This is a genomic window from Adlercreutzia sp. ZJ242 (genome assembly GCF_011038995.1).
Classification (GTDB): domain Bacteria; phylum Actinomycetota; class Coriobacteriia; order Coriobacteriales; family Eggerthellaceae; genus CAAEEV01.
Genome location: NZ_JAAKEE010000058.1, coordinates 1 through 15,346 on the forward strand (window position 1 = coordinate 1; position 15,346 = coordinate 15,346).

Annotated in this window: 16 protein-coding genes; 1 reads left to right on the forward strand and 15 read right to left on the reverse strand. The window is 62.4% G+C overall.

The features are described from left to right. On the reverse strand, nt 1-844 hold an 844-nt coding region (locus G7Y49_RS10490), incomplete at its 3' end, for a glycosyltransferase family 2 protein (protein WP_165173582.1). Nucleotides 845-1,817: 973 nt separating this feature from the next. Here G7Y49_RS10490 and G7Y49_RS10495 point away from each other — a divergent pair. Then, complete coding sequence (locus G7Y49_RS10495; RefSeq protein ID WP_206214652.1) at nt 1,818-2,954, forward strand: transposase; 1,137 nt, start codon at nt 1,818-1,820, stop codon at nt 2,952-2,954. Between the two features lie 539 nt (nt 2,955-3,493). Here the strand turns inward: G7Y49_RS10495 and G7Y49_RS10500 are convergent. From G7Y49_RS10500 to G7Y49_RS10565, 14 genes are all read right to left on the reverse strand, one after another. After that, nucleotides 3,494-4,624, reverse strand: a complete 1,131-nt coding sequence (locus G7Y49_RS10500; RefSeq protein ID WP_165173586.1) for a glycosyltransferase — start codon at nt 4,622-4,624, stop codon at nt 3,494-3,496. Between the two features lie 37 nt (nt 4,625-4,661). Next, nucleotides 4,662-4,904: a hypothetical protein gene (locus G7Y49_RS10505; protein WP_206214654.1), complete on the reverse strand. Its 243-nt coding sequence runs from the start codon at nt 4,902-4,904 to the stop codon at nt 4,662-4,664. Nucleotides 4,905-5,002: 98 nt separating this feature from the next. Beyond that, a complete protein-coding gene (locus G7Y49_RS10510; protein WP_206214656.1) occupies nt 5,003-5,770 on the reverse strand; it encodes a DUF4422 domain-containing protein in 768 nt (255 codons plus the stop codon). Then, the gene (locus G7Y49_RS10515) at nt 5,767-6,507 is read right to left on the reverse strand and encodes a sugar transferase (RefSeq protein WP_165173590.1); all 741 of its coding nucleotides are present in this window, start codon (nt 6,505-6,507) and stop codon (nt 5,767-5,769) included. Before G7Y49_RS10515 ends, G7Y49_RS10510 begins: the two co-directional genes overlap by 4 nt. A 124-nt stretch (nt 6,508-6,631) precedes the next feature. After that, nucleotides 6,632-7,324, reverse strand: a complete 693-nt coding sequence (locus tag G7Y49_RS10520) for a transcription termination/antitermination NusG family protein (RefSeq protein ID WP_165173592.1) — start codon at nt 7,322-7,324, stop codon at nt 6,632-6,634. Between the two features lie 111 nt (nt 7,325-7,435). Further along, a complete protein-coding gene (locus G7Y49_RS10525) occupies nt 7,436-8,104 on the reverse strand; it encodes a transcription termination/antitermination NusG family protein (RefSeq protein WP_165173594.1) in 669 nt (222 codons plus the stop codon). Between the two features lie 384 nt (nt 8,105-8,488). Further along, entirely contained in the window at nt 8,489-8,767 is a 279-nt protein-coding gene (locus G7Y49_RS10530; protein ID WP_165173596.1) for a DUF4160 domain-containing protein, read from the reverse strand. Nucleotide 8,768: 1 nt separating this feature from the next. Further along, nucleotides 8,769-8,996: a hypothetical protein gene (locus tag G7Y49_RS10535; RefSeq protein ID WP_165173598.1), complete on the reverse strand. Its 228-nt coding sequence runs from the start codon at nt 8,994-8,996 to the stop codon at nt 8,769-8,771. Then, entirely contained in the window at nt 8,989-9,225 is a 237-nt protein-coding gene (locus tag G7Y49_RS10540) for a hypothetical protein (RefSeq protein WP_206214658.1), read from the reverse strand. The genes G7Y49_RS10535 and G7Y49_RS10540 overlap by 8 nt, the downstream gene beginning before the upstream one ends. Before the next feature lie 179 nt (nt 9,226-9,404). Then, a complete protein-coding gene (gene pstB / locus G7Y49_RS10545) occupies nt 9,405-10,145 on the reverse strand; it encodes a phosphate ABC transporter ATP-binding protein PstB (RefSeq protein WP_172135207.1) in 741 nt (246 codons plus the stop codon). Nucleotides 10,146-10,269: 124 nt separating this feature from the next. Next, nucleotides 10,270-11,214, reverse strand: coding sequence for a phosphate ABC transporter permease PstA (gene pstA / locus G7Y49_RS10550; protein WP_206214659.1), 945 nt, complete (start codon nt 11,212-11,214; stop codon nt 10,270-10,272). Next, a complete protein-coding gene (gene pstC, locus G7Y49_RS10555; RefSeq protein WP_165056656.1) occupies nt 11,214-12,074 on the reverse strand; it encodes a phosphate ABC transporter permease subunit PstC in 861 nt (286 codons plus the stop codon). Before pstC ends, pstA begins: the two co-directional genes overlap by 1 nt. A gap of 290 nt (nt 12,075-12,364) precedes the next feature. After that, the gene (locus tag G7Y49_RS10560) at nt 12,365-13,285 is read right to left on the reverse strand and encodes a substrate-binding domain-containing protein (protein WP_165173611.1); all 921 of its coding nucleotides are present in this window, start codon (nt 13,283-13,285) and stop codon (nt 12,365-12,367) included. Between the two features lie 364 nt (nt 13,286-13,649). Continuing rightward, nucleotides 13,650-14,972, reverse strand: coding sequence for a hypothetical protein (locus G7Y49_RS10565; protein WP_165173613.1), 1,323 nt, complete (start codon nt 14,970-14,972; stop codon nt 13,650-13,652). Nucleotides 14,973-15,346 lie beyond the last annotated feature (374 nt).

Sequence of the window (15,346 nt, forward strand, 5' to 3'; positions counted from 1 at the left end):
TCTCGTCAATCTCCCGTCCCTTGGCCTCATCCGACAACCTAGAAGCGAGTGAGTGAATCCTCACGGCGCAAAAAGCCTGCCACCAAGTCAAGTATCGAACAAGCTCGGGCCATGAGCTGCCTGCATCAGAGCAAAATCTCTCTATAGCCTCCTCGTAATCAGCAATCTGCCCCAGGTCAACGTAGCGCACGTTGACAATGGATCCGTCTCTCATCACATAGCCGTACAAGCGTTCATCGACAACGGCGACATCACTAACTGCTGCTAGGTGAGCGCATACGACACTTTGATCCTCGTACAGCTGACCCTCTGGAAAGGGCGTTTCTATGAATATTCGTCTCGGAGCTAGCTTTCCCCATGCTGCTTCGCTTATCTCATTGAATATGATCGAGAAAGCAGCAGAGCTGCAATCCATAACGCGCAATGCCCTCCGATGACCTGGGTCATCGGGCACCGTGGTGCCGTCCGCTATACGTACGGCACCGCATATAGCCATCCGGTCTTCTCGTCCTTCGAGGGCTCGCCACAGCTGGCTGAGATAACGGGGATGCACCACGTCATCACCATCGACGAAACTCACGAACGCCCCACGAGACGCTGAGACGCCGCTGTTCCGGGCAGCTGAAAGCCCCCCATTGTCACGATGCAGCACCCTAATGCGCTCGTCGAGTCTTGCATACGAGTCAAGTATCTCACCAGTCTTATCACTCGACCCGTCATCGACGCACACCACTTCAAAGTCGACGAAGTCCTGAACTAGGATAGAGTCAAGACAACGAGAGGCGCAATCCTGCAAGTTGTAAAACGGAACGACAATCGAAACGAGTGGGATAAACTTAGACATCCACCTCTCCGATCTTGGGAGCAGGTATGCTTCCCCGCATCTCGTGGACGGGTACATTGCATACGACTACCGCGTTGCCCGCAATGACGGCGCCGCGTCCTGCAGTCAAAGTATCGCTCGGCTTAGCCAACACCTTCGCTCCGGCGCAAACGAAGACACCACGTCTCGCAAGAATACGCTGGCTTTTCTGAATCTGGTGTTGTTTTGCCAATTTTCGCCTCCATTTTGGGCCCAGCAACACAACTCTTGTGGAAAGTTGTGTTGCTCACCTGCCCTGAACTGGGGTATTGCGATTTCATGAGACCACTTTCATGCTTGTCTCGAGCTTCCGAGTAAATCTATTGACAACGATTTCCGGTAACGCGGATACCGAAGCGTATCGGAAGCGAAAAAGCGGAGGATGCAAGGTGCCAGCAACACCTCGCATCCTCCTTGCGGCATCTGCGTCACCGGAGGATTGGAACGACTCCATGAACAGCAGAGAAGCCAACAAGAAAAGAAGGCTCGCGTATACACAAGGCTTACTGCCCGATACATACGCAAGCGAGTGCATAAAGTCCGACGGCAACGTGCTTTGCGCGCACGATGTAGAGCTTGCAGCACTAAAAAGAATCAAACAGGGTGAGCATAGCGCATGGGACGTGCTGTGTGTTGAGGCACTCTCAGAAAAGTGCTTCTCGCGCGGATGTGCCTTTAATGACGGTGCCATTGAAGACTGTCCCGGGTGGTGCAGGTTTGCCATCTTAGGATTTGAAGGCTGGGTGATGGCCTCATGAGCAGGATACGCCCAGCAGATGTTGGCCTGCCAAACAGTGTTCGCGTTGATAAGGCGGGAGCCAGCGCCGGATTTACCGATCTTCACGTCACTATCGATACCCCCGATATTGCATGCCCTGGGTGCAAACACACCATGACAGGGCGCGGAAGCTACGCCAAACGCATGGCACATGTCGTAGGTGAGACACCCTGTACGTTGACCGTCAAGATCAAAAGGTACAGGTGTAAAAGATGTGGGGCTACAAAAAGCGCAGATGTTCCCTTCGCTTCTGTCGTAAGCCCTACCATCACTGATGCGCTCGAGGAACACGTCATCAATCTTTTGCGCAGACGACAGACCATAACCGAGGTGGCATGTGCATGCAACATCTCGCACGACACGGTGCGCCTTGTCATAAACAGCGTACATATCAAAAAGCCAAAGCTTCCCTGCATACTGCTCACAGACGAGATACATGCTATGAGCTACCGAGAATCCGACACAGGAAAGCAGGTCTGTGTGTTTTGGGCCTGTGCTTATGACGGTGCTACCGGATATCTGATCGACGTCATTGAAGGTAGAGACGCAGATGATATGGATCAGTGGTTCAAACAGTTCGGGCTCGATGAGCGCAGATGCGTCTCTTTCTTCTGCTCGGACATGTACGACGTCTACCTGAACGCGGCAAAGAAGTGGTGCCAGCTCGCATGCATGGGAGTTGACCGGTTCCATGTCGCAAAGACCGGCGTTTCCTGCATAGATGATGCCCGACGTCGTCTGCAGAAGGGCGCGAGCAACGGGGCTGACATAAAAAGACGACATCGCAAGCTCGCGGCCAACCGGGGCAAGAGAAGACGCGAGCACGGAGACGCGCCGTGGATTGAAGTAGAAAAGAATACGATATGCGGCATGCTCGCCATTTGCGATACCAAGCACTCTCACCTCAGGCAGGCCTACCTGACACTTCAGCTCTACTACATATGGCAAGACCATCACTGGACCGACAGATGCGAATGCGAGAAGGCTCTTGATAACTGGATTAGCAAGGCAAGCGCACTTGAGGTGCCTGAGATGAGGAGATTTGCCAAAACCGTTGCCAGGTACAAGCGCTACCTGGTAACGGCAACGATAAGCCATGTCAACACGGCACGGGCAGAGTCGACCAACGACAAGATCAAGGAACTCAAACGCAAAAGCCGCGGGTTCGGCACCTTCAAGGAGACCAGAAGACGGCTGCTTTTGGCATTCGGTGCACCGAATGCTGTTGAGGGCGCCACTGCCTACACAAGGAGGAAGAAGGCTCAAGCCACTGCCTTTGTCTCCAAATCTTCCAAGCGAAAGAAGAAGCGCTAGGGGCTGAGTGTGACGCACTTGTCTGCACCCAGAAGCCCACCTGTACTTGAGGTCACATGATGTCGTTTCTTTAGTTGTAAAGCTGCATCTCATAGCTTGTTTTTAACCCTCAGCTTAGAGGGCATCTGACAGTACGGCCAAAAACCCATCACTTTTCTTCTGAATCTGGTGTTGGTGCCTTAGATCTCATACAAAATGCCTGATCAAGTTAATGTTTTGGGCCTATCGGCAACACGATTTTCGGAAAGGCCAATACGCTCACATGACAGGGCAGCGGATCCCTGGTAGTAGCTAGCTTTACCCAAGGACGCATCCTGGTATATCCAGACATCGTCTTCCAGAATGCTTGACATATGCAGATGGTCTTGAGGCCGTTCTGCATGATGCCGACACTAGGGCTAATCTCGACGCTCGTTGATATGCCGCGTGAGAACAACGCTACCAAGACCATTTGGACGATACGCCTTCGCTTCGGCCTAGCGCAAACAGAAGCACCTTGTTTCACGAGGATGCATTCACAAAACGAGACAGCAGACTTCTTATAAACCATCTTGCGCGCCGCTAATGACTTCGATCACTTTCCGTGCGCAAGCGTCCGACGAAAAGCCAGCTCTCTCCACCTCATCAGCGTAGAAGCCGCATCGCTTTCCCCTGAAGGCCTCGACCAGCTCCCGCAGGCGCTCAGCCCACACAACAGGAGGATCATTCAATGAGCAGCGTTGTGAGAGCTCGGTTAGGTCAGCCTCCTCAGGCATAGCATCTGTGCATAGTACGGGCAGAGACGCGCACTGCGCCTCAATCTGCACGAAGGCCAGGCCTTCGTGCAGAGACGGCATAAGAAACGCGTCCAGCGCGCTGTAATACGGAGAAGGGTCTTGGACCGGCTCATGAACGATGAGGGCGCCGTCAACGCCGAGCTGACGAGCTCTTTCAAGCACCTCGTCAACCATGGCCGGCTGCCCGAGCATCAGGTACTTCGACCCAGCGTCCATCCTCCTGTACTCAGCGAAGACCTCGACCTGGAAGAGGGGGTTCTTCTGCGCATCGATCCTTCCGATACTCCCCACGAGCGTGACATCGTCATCCACCCCGAGCTCTTCTCGCGCTCGCTCGCGCTTCGCTTGGCTGAAGCGAAAACGCCCGACATCCACCCCGTTGCTGACGACGTCGAACGGCCTGCCGCGGAAGAGGTATCTTCCCGCATCGGCGGAGCAGGCAATGTTCTTAGTGGAGCTACCGCCCCAAAGAGCAATCCCGAAATTGCCCGCAGCGCGCTTGAGGAGTTTCGCCCCGTCGCCTACATCCGAGTTATGGGAGTGGACGACCCGAACCGGCACGCCCACGCGCTCGGCCTCTCGAGCGAACCGGAAGCCCATGCCGTTCATGGCGTTGACCCAGACGACATCATACCCGCCTGTATTCAGCAGCCGACGGAACGCCCGAGGACCCTCCACGAGACGCCTCACCTGGCCAGGCCTGAACCCCTTGAAAGCCGCAGAGCGATTGACGCCCAGGCTCTCCAGCCAGACGTCGTCCTGCTCCTCCCAGTCCCACGTGGAAAAGATGTCGGCCTCAAACCCCGCCTCGACAAGGGTTGGCAAGACGTTCCTCACGAACGTCTCAATTCCGCCTCTGCCCCAAGCCTCTGAATATATGAGGATCTTGCTCATTCGAAGACCTTCCTTGACTCGTGGCCAAAGGCATCCCTCACAGAACGCTCCTCGTCCCTGGAGCCTTCTTGGGCGCCGTCGTCGCGAGGAGGGAGCCGCCGAGCGCGATCGCGAAGGTGCCCAGCTTGAACAGGGCGAACGACAGGGCGACCGCGCTCCCCCAGCCCAGCGCCTTGTAGAGCAGGTTGAGGAGCACGGGGCGCATCGCGTATGCCCCGAAGCTGCGCCCAGCCACGAGGAACCCAATCCTGCCGAGGGATCTGCCCAGGAAGCACCCCATGGCGAGGAACGCCGCGCAAGAGCGTGACCGCCGCAGCTCCGAGAGCCCGCACCCGCTCGAAGCAGAGGACCTTCTGCCTCATGGGCCTTCGGCGCCCATCAGAAGCTCGCCTCGTACTTCCTGCCCAGGAACTTCGCCGCAAGGAAGGCGGTGCCTTTCTTCGCCCAGCTGACGGGCTCCATGCTCACGACGGGGCGCTCGACGCAGGGCATGCCCTCGGAGTCGAGCCACGCGTCGAGCAGGCGCTCCGAGAGCCGCCCTATGCACCGCGCCTCGAAAGGCGTCATGCCCTCGAAGTCGATCATCTCCTCGGCGCGCGCGAGCACGTCGAAGAGCCAGCCGCAATAGGCGCCGAGGACGTCTGCGCGCATGACCGCCATGTTGAGCATGTGGGCGTGCGTCATGCGCATGCGCCGCTCGAAGGCGGGCAGGCGCCCCGGCGAGACATCGGAGAGCGCCTGGCGCAGCGCGTCGATGTGCGCGGGGTCGAAGGTGTGGCCGTAGTGGGACTCGATCGTCTCCACGTAGTAGCGTCGCTCGCGGGGCAGCAGCGCGGGGGCCCTGCCCAGGTCGGCGAGGGCCTCCGCGCCGGTCATCACGCCGCGCTCCCCCGAGCCCGCGAAGTGGCGACGGTAGTGGGCCAGGCCGAGGTAGTCGGCGTCCAGGTTCCTCCACGCCCAGTACAGCACCGTGAGCTCGCAGTAGCGCGGGTTCCTCCCGGAGATGCTGTCGCCCTCGTCGTCGCGGGCGAACCCGGGGATGGCCTCCCTCCCCGCCGCGCCCGCCTGCACGGGCAGGTAGGCCGCATCAGGCGGCATCCAGTAGGGCTTGTGCGACGCCACGGCTATCTTGAGAGATCGGGTCACCTGCCGGTCCTCCTCACGAACATGGCCCCGAGGGTCCTCGCGGCCACCTCTGCGTCCAAGCGCAGGGACACCCCGCGCGCGTAGCCGAGCTCGAGGACCTGGCGCTCCCCGTTCTCGAAGGTGGCGTCGTTGCGCGAGCCCACCTGCCAAAGCCCCGTGATGCCTGCGGGCACCGAGAGCAGGAGCGCCCTGTCCTCGGGCGTGAAGTGCTGCTCCAGCTCGTCGGTCGTCAGGGGGCGCGGGCCCACCACGGACATGTCGCCCTTGAGCACGTTCAGGAACTGGGGAACCTCGTCGAGGCTCGTGGCGCGCAGCTTGGCGCCGAGCGGCGTTATCCTGGGGTCGTCGTCCACCTTGCGCTCGCGCTCCCACTGGGCGAGCTGGTCCTCGTCGAGGTACTTCGCCACGTCGTCGGAGTCGGCCACCATGGTGCGCATCTTGTAGATGCGGAACACTTTTCCGCCGCGCCCCACGCGCTCTTGGGAGTAGATGGGGCTCCCCTTGGTGTCGAGAGTCACGGCGACAGAGAGAATCACACCCGGGACCAGACAGACGGCCAACACGCACAGGCTGAAGGCCACGTCGAAGGCGCGCTTGGCGACGCGGTAGACGAGGGGTCTCTTCGTAACCTCCCGGCAGGCCTCGCAGGGACGCTCCGCGACCTGCTCGGAGGCTTCGCGGGCGAAGCTCTCGTCAAGCCCCACTTCCTGCTCCTCGACTTGCAGAGCGTAGCTCATGAGCGAGCTCTCCCCTTCTGCTGGGTCAATTGACCCAGCGGGGCGCTATGCGGGCAGACAGAGGCGGCGGACGCGTCTCTCGCGCCCGCCGCACTCGATGCCGCAACGTCTTCACTCGCTGCTGCTATTTCGTTTTCTGCTTCTTCTTGCACTCTTTTTTCTTGGTTATCTTGATGCCCAGCTGGGCTTTTATCTTCTTGCCGTGGGCCTCTATCTCGAGGTAGGCCACCTTCCTGCGGTGGTTCACCTTCTGGATGACAGCCTCGCGACCCGCGAGCGGGCCGCTCGTTATGTGGAGCTTGCCGTCCTCGATGTAGCCCTCGGACATCGCCACCGCGCTCTTGCCGCGCTGGGTCTGCTCCTCGAGCCACCGGACGTTCTGCTCCGGCAGGGGAACTGCCACGTTGTCTTGCCGCACCACGCGCACGAAGCCGCGCGCCCTTCTCAGCGCGCGGACCAGCGCGTCGGGGTCGCGCGCGATCGCCACCAAGTAGCCCGGCATGAGCACTTCCTCGCCGGGAAGCCACTTGCCGCCGCGCTTCACGCCCACGCGGGCCTTTGGCACGAATATCTCCTCCGCAACCGGCAGCCCCTCAGACTGCTTGCCCTCGGATTCCGCCCGCTCGCGCATGGCCTTCTCCTCGAGCTTCACCGCCTCCGCGATCAGCTCGCGCGCGTGGTCCTCGCGGCCTGCCATCACCTGCACGACGTACCACGGCACGCCGCGCACGGGAAACGCATGGCGACGGGAAGCGGCGTCTGGCTGAGTCGCCTCCGCAAGCCCTTCGCTCAGCTGAGACGAATTCAGTACAGGCATGGCTTCGCCGTCCGTCCTCTCCGGTCGGTTTGACAACGTGTTCGTTCCCCTGATGCCAACATGCGCCGAGCGCGGCGCCGTTCACAGCAGCAAGGTATGCTGCAGCCTCCCTTACGTTCGGCTGGTTATGGCCAGCGCCGCGCGCAGCAGCACCGGCCGGTCGGGCATGCTCACCTCCACGAAGGCGAGCGCCTTGTGGCGGTTCGCCTTGCGGATGCGCGCCTCGAAGCCGCTCAGCGGCCCCTCGGCTACCCGCACCCGGTCACGCTCGATGACGCCCGCGCTCGGACGCAACGTGCGCCGAGCGTCGAGCACCGACTCGAACCAGGCCTGCTCACCTTCGGTCAGCGGCACGTACGCCGAGCGCTGGCGCCCGATGAGGTGCGCTGGAAAGGAAAGGGAGCCCAGCCGCCGATCAAGCCCGCGCGGGCTGCCCGAAACGGCGAACACGTAGCCGGGGTACAGGAGCCGCTCGACCGTGACCCACTGGCCCTGCCGCTTCTGCAGCAGCTGGACCTTGGGGACGAAGCAGTCATGCAGAAGCTCCGCGCCGACCAGGCTCTTCAGGTCGCGCGCCGCAGCTTCCTCACGGCCTTCGTGCACACGCGCCACGTACCAGCGCGCCGGCCCCGCAGGGCCCTTGCCCGTACGTGCCGAGGACGCGCCGCACCGCATAGCTTCCCGCGAGCCCGCCGTTGAGCGACGGCCCGTGCGCACGCGCGTCTCGCCCCGCGCTGCGGGGTGCGCTGCGGCTTGCGCCGCGTACGTGCTCGTGGACATGCGCTTTGCTCCTCGTGTTCGCGAGAAGGCCGAATGCCAAAGCGAAGCCGAAACCAGACCCGAGCTCAAGCCTGCACGCAGGCTCGCTGGCTCAAACTGCAAAAAGTAGACTTTTTGAGTAGCCCTAGAACTTGGCTCCTGGTGTTAACTTCGCTCACACCCGACCTGCCCTTTCTTTCAGCTTTACCAGACTAACCTTCCCTCGACAAAAAGTCTACCTTTTGATGAAGGAAAACACCTGAGATTGACCGAACGGCCCGCCTGATGTCATCATCGGCGAACCGTCTGAGCCAACAACAGAAAAGCCGAGGGGCCCCTGGCTCGTACCACGCCAGAGGCCCCTCGGCCGTTGCATATGTGAGGGAGGGAAAGCACCCAAGTTGCCTACATGCCGTAAAAGCCCTTGTCGCTTTTCGCGGCCCACGTTTTATACATGTCTCGATAGTTCTCTTTGATGAAGGCTTGTATTTTCAGCACCTCACGGTCATTGAGGGTTCCGCGCTCTTGCAATACCGTGTCGCCGTTGCCTTTGACAAAGAACTTGGCAGAGCCCCGTTCAGTAAGCTTCGAATCACTAGCATGAACGTGCATGCACTCGATAACGCAGTGCGATGTAAAGTAGAGATAGTAGCCGCAAACCTTGAAGTTAAAGTACTTGGGCATGTCAATTCTCCAAGTGATCCTGGTTTCTGCGAAGGTAGTCAAGGGCGATGCCCTGCTCAATATCATCCATGCTCGTTTCCAGCACGCAGAAATTCAAGTCAACAACGCAAGCGCGCCCGGGGTTATTCAGATTCAGTATCCTTATTCGATCCGGCTCCTTGGCGAAGGCGTATCCGTTCACGATGAGGTCAGCAGCGTCGGCAATCTGCATGAGCTGAGCGTCAGTCATAGCGAATGCTCACTTTCTGGATGGGCTCCAAAAACTCATCAGCATCGAAGTAGAGGTTTCGGAGGATGGGGATGAGGTCGATGTACTCCTCTTCCGGCTCGTCGCTGTTGTCGTACTGGGCGGTGCACACGATATAGCCCTTGTCCCAGGTGATGACGTCGAGGTAGCGGCTCAGATGGCGAGAGGTTCGGAAGCGAATGGTATGGGGCCCGTAAGAAAAGCTGGTCATGGGGCCGTCGCTGCTCAACACCGCTTCATTGCGCCTGGTCACAACGCCCCTCCTTTCTCGTTGGCAAATGCTGCCGTAACGGGAATTATACCATCGGCATATGAAGGGGGATGGCGATCTGCTCGCCATCCCCCTTCATCTTGCTATGCTTGTATTAAGACGAGCAGTCCTGGTATCTCTTACCCGAAGCGGCCGGCCACGTAGTCGGCGGTGCGGGGGTCGCTCGGAGTCGTGAAGATGGTGTCGGTGTCGCCCGCCTCGACCATCTCGCCGAGCAGGAAGAACGCCGTCTTGTCGGACACGCGCAGAGCCTGCAGCATGTTGTGCGTCACCATGATCACGGTGTAGCTCTTCTTGAGCTCGGCCACCAGCTCCTCGATCTTCGCCGTGGAGATGGGGTCGAGCGCGCTCGTGGACTCGTCCATGAGCAGCACCTCGGGACGCACCGCGAGCGCACGCGCGATGCACAGGCGCTGCTGCTGGCCGCCCGAGAGGCCAAGCGCGTTCTTCTTCAAGCGGTCCTTCAGCTCGTCCCAGATGGCGGCGTCGCGCAGGCTCTGCTCCACGATCTCGTCGAGCTCGGCGCGCTTCTTGATGCCGTGCGTGCGCGGGCCGAACGCCACGTTGTCGTACACGCTCATGGGGAAGGGGTTGGGCTGCTGGAACACCATGCCCACGCGGCGACGGAGGTCGTTCACCTCGACGTCGCGGTACGCGTCAGACCCGTCGAGCATGATGGAGCCCTCGACGCGGCAGCCCTCCACCAGGTCGTTCATGCGGTTCAAGCTCTTCAGCAGCGTCGACTTGCCGCAGCCGGACGGGCCAATGAGGGCCGTCACCTGGTTCTCCGGGAACGTGAGGCTCACGTCCTTGAGCGCGTGGAACTCCTTGTAGTACAGGTTGAGGTCGCTCACGACCATCTTGTTCGCCGCGGGAGCCGCGCCGCCCGCAGCGCCTGCGCCGGCAGCTGCGCCTGCGCTCGGCACAACCGTCGTCCTCGTTGCGCCTGCTGCCTCGCGCGTCGTCACGCGCTCCATCGTCCCGCTAGTCATTGCCGCTTCCTTTCCTCATCTTCTTGGCAGCGAACGTCGCCGCCGCGTTCAGAATTACCACGACCACCAGCAGCACAACCGCGGTCGCATACGTCTCGTTCACGTGCAGGCCCTCGCTGGCCAGCACGTACATGTGCACCGCAAGCGTGCGGCACGAGTCAAACACCGCCATCGCGCCGCCGGCCGCGAAGTCGGGGATCTGCGCGATGGTGCCCGCCGTGAACAGCAGCGCGGCCACCTCGCCCACGCAGCGGCCGAGGGCCAGGATCACGCCGCCCAGGATGCCGGGCACCGCGCTCGGCAGCACGCAGCGGAACACCGTGCGCAGGCGCCCCGCGCCCAGGCCGAAGCCGCCCTCGCGGTACGCGTCAGGCACGGCGATCAGCGCCTCTTCCGTGGTGCGCATCACCACGGGCAGCACCATGATGGCCAGCGTGCACGCGCCCGACAGAAGCGACAGGTTCCAGCGCAGCGCCGTCACGAAGAACAGCATGCCGAACAGGCCGTAGATGATCGACGGGATGCCCTGGAGGGTCTCGGTGGTGGTGCGCACGATGCTCACGAAGCGCGAGCCGCGCGGCGCGTACTCCACCAGGTAGATGGCGCTTCCCACGCCGATGGGCACCGCCATCACCAGCGCGAGCGCCGCCATCATCAGCGTGCTGACGAGCGCCGGCATGAGCGACACGTTGTCAGAGGTGTACGTCCACTCGAACAGGCTGGGCGTGAGGTAGGGCACGCCGTTCACCAGGATGTAGCCCACCAGGAAGGCCAGCACGGCCGCGGTGGCCGCCGCGCCCAGGTACACGAGCCCTCGCAGCAGCGAGCTCACCATGCGCCGACGACGCGCGACCTCGGCCTCGCGCACGGCCCACTCCGGGCCCGTGATGCGCGACGCCGCGTTGAGCTGCGCCGCCGTCATATCCCAAGGAGCCATCATCGCGCCTCGCCTCGCTTCTTAATCACGTTGAACAGCATCGTTATCAGCAGGATGAACACGAACAGCACCACGCCCGTGGCGATGAGCGCGCCGCGGTGGAGGTCGGCGGCGTAGCCCATCTCGAGCACGATGTTCGCCGTCATGGTGCGCACGCCGTCGAAGATGGAGCCGGGGATCACCGCTTGGTTGCCCGCGACCATGATGACGGCCATCGTCTCGCCGATCGCACGGCCCACGCCGAGCACGATGGCGGCCATGATGCCCGAGGCGGCCGCGGGGACCACCACGCGGAACACCGAGTGCTCGTGGTCAGCGCCGAGCGCCAGCGCACCCTCGTAGTACTTCTGCGGCACGGCGTCGAGCGCGCTCTGCGCCACGGTGATGATGGTGGGCAGGATCATGATGCCCAGAAGCAGCGCCGCCGCCAGAAGCGAGAGCCCGCGCCCGGGCAGGTAGTCACGGATGAGCGGCACGATGACCACCAGGCCGAAGAAGCCGTACACGACGCTCGGGATGCCCGCGAGCAGCTCGACGCCGGGCTTGAGCGTCGCCGCCACGCGCCCGCTCGCGAAGCGCGAGAGGAACACGGCGCACAGAAAGCCCGCGGGGACGCCCACCAGCATGGCGCCCGCCGTCACGTAGATGGAGCCGATGATCATGGGGAAGATGCCGTACAGGTCGTTCGCCGGACGCCACGTGGTTCCGAGGAGGAACTCGGGGATTCCGATCTGCGCCATGGCGGGCAGGCCGTTCGCGAACAAGAACACGCAGATCAGAGCTACGGCCAGCACCGAAACGGCCGCTGCGCCCACGAAGAGCGCTCGCGCAAACCCCTCCTTCACAGCAGATTGAGACATGATTTCCTTTCGTTCGATGTGCTGAAGCCCTAGACGGTTCTGAGAGCCCGCCCCTCATCAGGGAGCATGGAGGCCCTTTGGTTCGAGAGCCTGCCCCGGCAGGGGCGCAGGGCGGAGAAACGACAGAGGGCGGGGGATGTCCCGCGCGCCCTCGCTGCTTCCGGAGGCCCGCCCCGCCAGGGTGCCTAGACGCGAAGCCCTGGCAGAGATGGAGAGGGGCGGGCAAGAGCAAGACTCAGGGGCAGGCCGCCGGGAATCGGCCTGCCCCCACTCACAGGGGAGAGCTGTTGCTAGGCGATCTCGGACCAGTCGGTGATCTCGCCGGTGTAGATCTTCATGACCTGCTCGGAGGTGAGCTCGTCGATGGCGGAGTCAGGGGAGACCACCACGGCGATGCCGTCCTGGGCGATGACCGTGGCCACGACGCCCTTGGCAGTCTCGGAGTCCTTGAGCTCACGGGACGCCATGCCGATGTCGCAGGTGCCCTCGGTCGCCATGTTCACGCCGGTGGTGGAGTCGGACTGCTGCACCTCGACGGTCACGTCGGGGTTGACCGCCTTGTACGCCTCGGCGAGCTTCTCCATGACCGGGGTCACGGAAGAGGAGCCGGCCACGACGACCTTGCCGGAGATGCCGCTGGCGGTGTAGGCCGCCGCGCCGTCAGCCACGGCGATGTAGCCCGCGTCCTCGACGACCTTCTGGCCGTCAGCGCTCATGATGAACGTCATGAAGTCCTGCGCCACGGCGGAGAGCTCGGACTTCGTCACCACGTTGAAGGGACGGGCGATCTTGTACTCGCCGCTCTTCACGTTGGCGGCCGACGCCTCGGCGCCGTCGATCTTGAGCGCCTTCACGGTGTCGTTCAGCGAGCCGAGCGAGATGTAGCCGATGCCGTTCGGGTCACCGGCAACCGACGTCATCATGACGGAGGTGGAGTTGGTGATGGCGGCGGAGGGGGTGGTCATGTCAACCTTGGTGCCCGAAGCGTCCTTCTGCTCGATGCCGAACAGCTCGATGAACGCGCCGCGCGTGCCGGAGCCGTCCTCGCGCGAGTACACCGAGATCTCGCCCGACGCGGCGCTGCCGCTGGCGGACGAGGCCGAGCTGTCGCTGGAGCTGGAGCTTCCGCTGTCGGAGCTGCAGCCCGTGATGGCGAATGCGCCGAGCGCCAGCGCGGCGACGAGCGCGATTCCCAAAATACGTTTCTTCACGTTCTTTCCCTTTCATCTTCGTGCGGCGCCGAGCCCCATGCCCGCTGCCGCATCGCGCGCCAAGGCACGCGATCTGAAACCTGCAAGCACCATGATCGGGGGGCGCGATCAAAAAAAGGTCAGGCAAAAGGAAAGCCCAGGTAAAGGCTGGCGTAAGAAATGTAAAGTTTGGGAAGCGAAAAGCAAGAGAGCCGCCGCCCGGCTGTGGGCGGCGGCTCTGCTCTGACGTGCTGTTTCTCGTGCGATGGCGGCCTTGCGGGGCAGCTGCGCCCTCTTGGGCCGGTTGCGCGGGGTTGCGCCGTGCCCCTTGGGCCGATTGCGCGGGGTTGCGCCGCGCCTCTTAGGGCAGCCGCGCTACCTCACGTTACCGCGCGCTGCGGCGGCGGAGGGCGGCCACGCCACACACGACGGCGGCTGCGAGCGCCACGGCGAAGGCCGCGAGGGCCGCCATGGGAACGGGGTCGCCCGTCTGGGCGAGCGCCATGGCGGCAGGCTTCTTCGCGTCAGCGGGCTGGCCGGTCGCGGAGCCGGCAGGCTGGCCGCCAGCGTCAGGACCTGTGGGCTGGCCGCCAGGCGCGACGGGCTGGCCGCCGGGCGCGACGTCCTCGTAGGCGAGCGCGTAGGTGGAGAAGCGGTCGGTCTCGAAGGTGGCGAGGCCGTCCTTCACCGTGGTGGCGAGCCTCTCGGCCTTGCCGTCGTGGACGCGGATCACGTAGAACGTGCGGCCGTCCTTCACGAGGTCGGCCGGAATGGCGACCGTGAACGTGACGGGCTCGTCCAGCTTGTCGATGGTGCCGATCTCCTTGTCCCCGGCCTTCAGGATGACGGACAGGTCGAGGTACTGGGCTATCTCGCCACCCTCAGTGACGACGGCTGCGACCTTGTCCTTGTCGCCTGCGGAAACGTCCTCAGGCAGGACGGGCGTGGCCTCAACGACCACGTCGATGGTCTGGCCGGCCTGGACCGCCTGCTGGACGGCCTCGTAGGTCTCCGCGCTCACGACGCCCTCCTTGACGAGCTCGGCCTCCGCGGCGGGCTTCCCGATGTCGCCTATCGCAGCCTCGACCACGGAGCTCGCGGTGCTCGCGACGACCTCCTTGGTCGCGGCCTCCTCAGCCGTTTCGACGTTGTCCTCGCCCTCGACGCTCGCGGTCACGTAGGTCGGGTCAGCGGCATCGCACACGGAGCACGTGCCCTCGACGAACTTGTGGTCCTCGGACTCGCCCACCTTCACGTCGCAGACGTCGCAGAGGGCCCAATGCGAAGCCCAGTCAGAGCCCCACTTGCCACCCTCGGTCTTGTGGCCTGCGGCGGGAACTACGGTGCCTTCCTGCGTTACCTCCTGCGTGCAGGCTTCGTCGCTGTAGTACTTGTCGCAGATCGAGCAATACCAGTAGGCGATGTTGCCCGCCTCCGTGCAGGTTGCCTTCTTCTCATCCGTCTTGACGGTGCGATGCGTCGCCGTTATCTGGCCTCCGTTCTCCACGGCCTTGCCGTTGACCGTGATGGCAGCGCCCGTGCTGTTGGTGATCTGCACGCCTTCCGCGACGGTGACGTCCGCAGCATACTGGTAGAGCGTCAGGGCGTCTCCCGCCACCGCGCCTTCCACGAGAGCCGTCGCGCCAGCTCCCACCAGATACGACTTAGCCTTCTGCACGACAGGGACACCAGCCTTGACGTTGTTCATCGGGTCATTCGTAAAGACCCCTCCGGAGACTTCTACCAAGCTCTTCGTAGCAATACCGCCAAAACTTCCAACAAGAGCAGTATCGCTTGGCCCCCTAAAGTCGCCTCCAGCAATGCTCACCGGACAGGCACTCGTGCCAGTATGTTTCCCCACCACAACAGGAAATTTGCCAGAAGTTACGATAGCCCGCGAATTAGCTGGAAAGTCAACAACAGCCGTTGCCTTCGCAACAACGCCGTAAAAGTCCGCGTTAAACATGCCTCCGTTCACCGTGGTAGTCCCGCTTGTAACACTGATGGCGCTACAGTTGCTCGTGAACATGCCGCCGTTTATGACGGTTTCCACCCCCGCCACGGCGGAGCCGATCACGCCAG

Excerpts from the sequence above, each read along its gene's own strand:
- G7Y49_RS10500 (WP_165173586.1), bottom strand. The coding sequence starts at position 4,624 with ATGAGCAAGATCCTCATATATTCAGAGGCTTGGGGCAGAGGCGGAATT.
- G7Y49_RS10505 (WP_206214654.1), bottom strand. The coding sequence starts at position 4,904 with ATGGGGTGCTTCCTGGGCAGATCCCTCGGCAGGATTGGGTTCCTCGTG.
- G7Y49_RS10515 (WP_165173590.1), bottom strand. The coding sequence starts at position 6,507 with ATGAGCTACGCTCTGCAAGTCGAGGAGCAGGAAGTGGGGCTTGACGAG.
- G7Y49_RS10520 (WP_165173592.1), bottom strand. The coding sequence starts at position 7,324 with ATGCCTGTACTGAATTCGTCTCAGCTGAGCGAAGGGCTTGCGGAGGCG.
- G7Y49_RS10525 (WP_165173594.1), bottom strand. The coding sequence starts at position 8,104 with ATGTCCACGAGCACGTACGCGGCGCAAGCCGCAGCGCACCCCGCAGCG.
- G7Y49_RS10530 (WP_165173596.1), bottom strand. The coding sequence starts at position 8,767 with ATGCCCAAGTACTTTAACTTCAAGGTTTGCGGCTACTATCTCTACTTT.
- G7Y49_RS10535 (WP_165173598.1), bottom strand. The coding sequence starts at position 8,996 with ATGACTGACGCTCAGCTCATGCAGATTGCCGACGCTGCTGACCTCATC.
- G7Y49_RS10540 (WP_206214658.1), bottom strand. The coding sequence starts at position 9,225 with ATGACCAGCTTTTCTTACGGGCCCCATACCATTCGCTTCCGAACCTCT.
- pstB (WP_172135207.1), bottom strand. The coding sequence starts at position 10,145 with ATGGTCGTGAGCGACCTCAACCTGTACTACAAGGAGTTCCACGCGCTC.
- pstA (WP_206214659.1), bottom strand. The coding sequence starts at position 11,214 with ATGGCTCCTTGGGATATGACGGCGGCGCAGCTCAACGCGGCGTCGCGC.
- pstC (WP_165056656.1), bottom strand. The coding sequence starts at position 12,074 with ATGTCTCAATCTGCTGTGAAGGAGGGGTTTGCGCGAGCGCTCTTCGTG.
- G7Y49_RS10565 (WP_165173613.1), bottom strand. The coding sequence starts at position 14,972 with ATGAACAACGTCAAGGCTGGTGTCCCTGTCGTGCAGAAGGCTAAGTCG.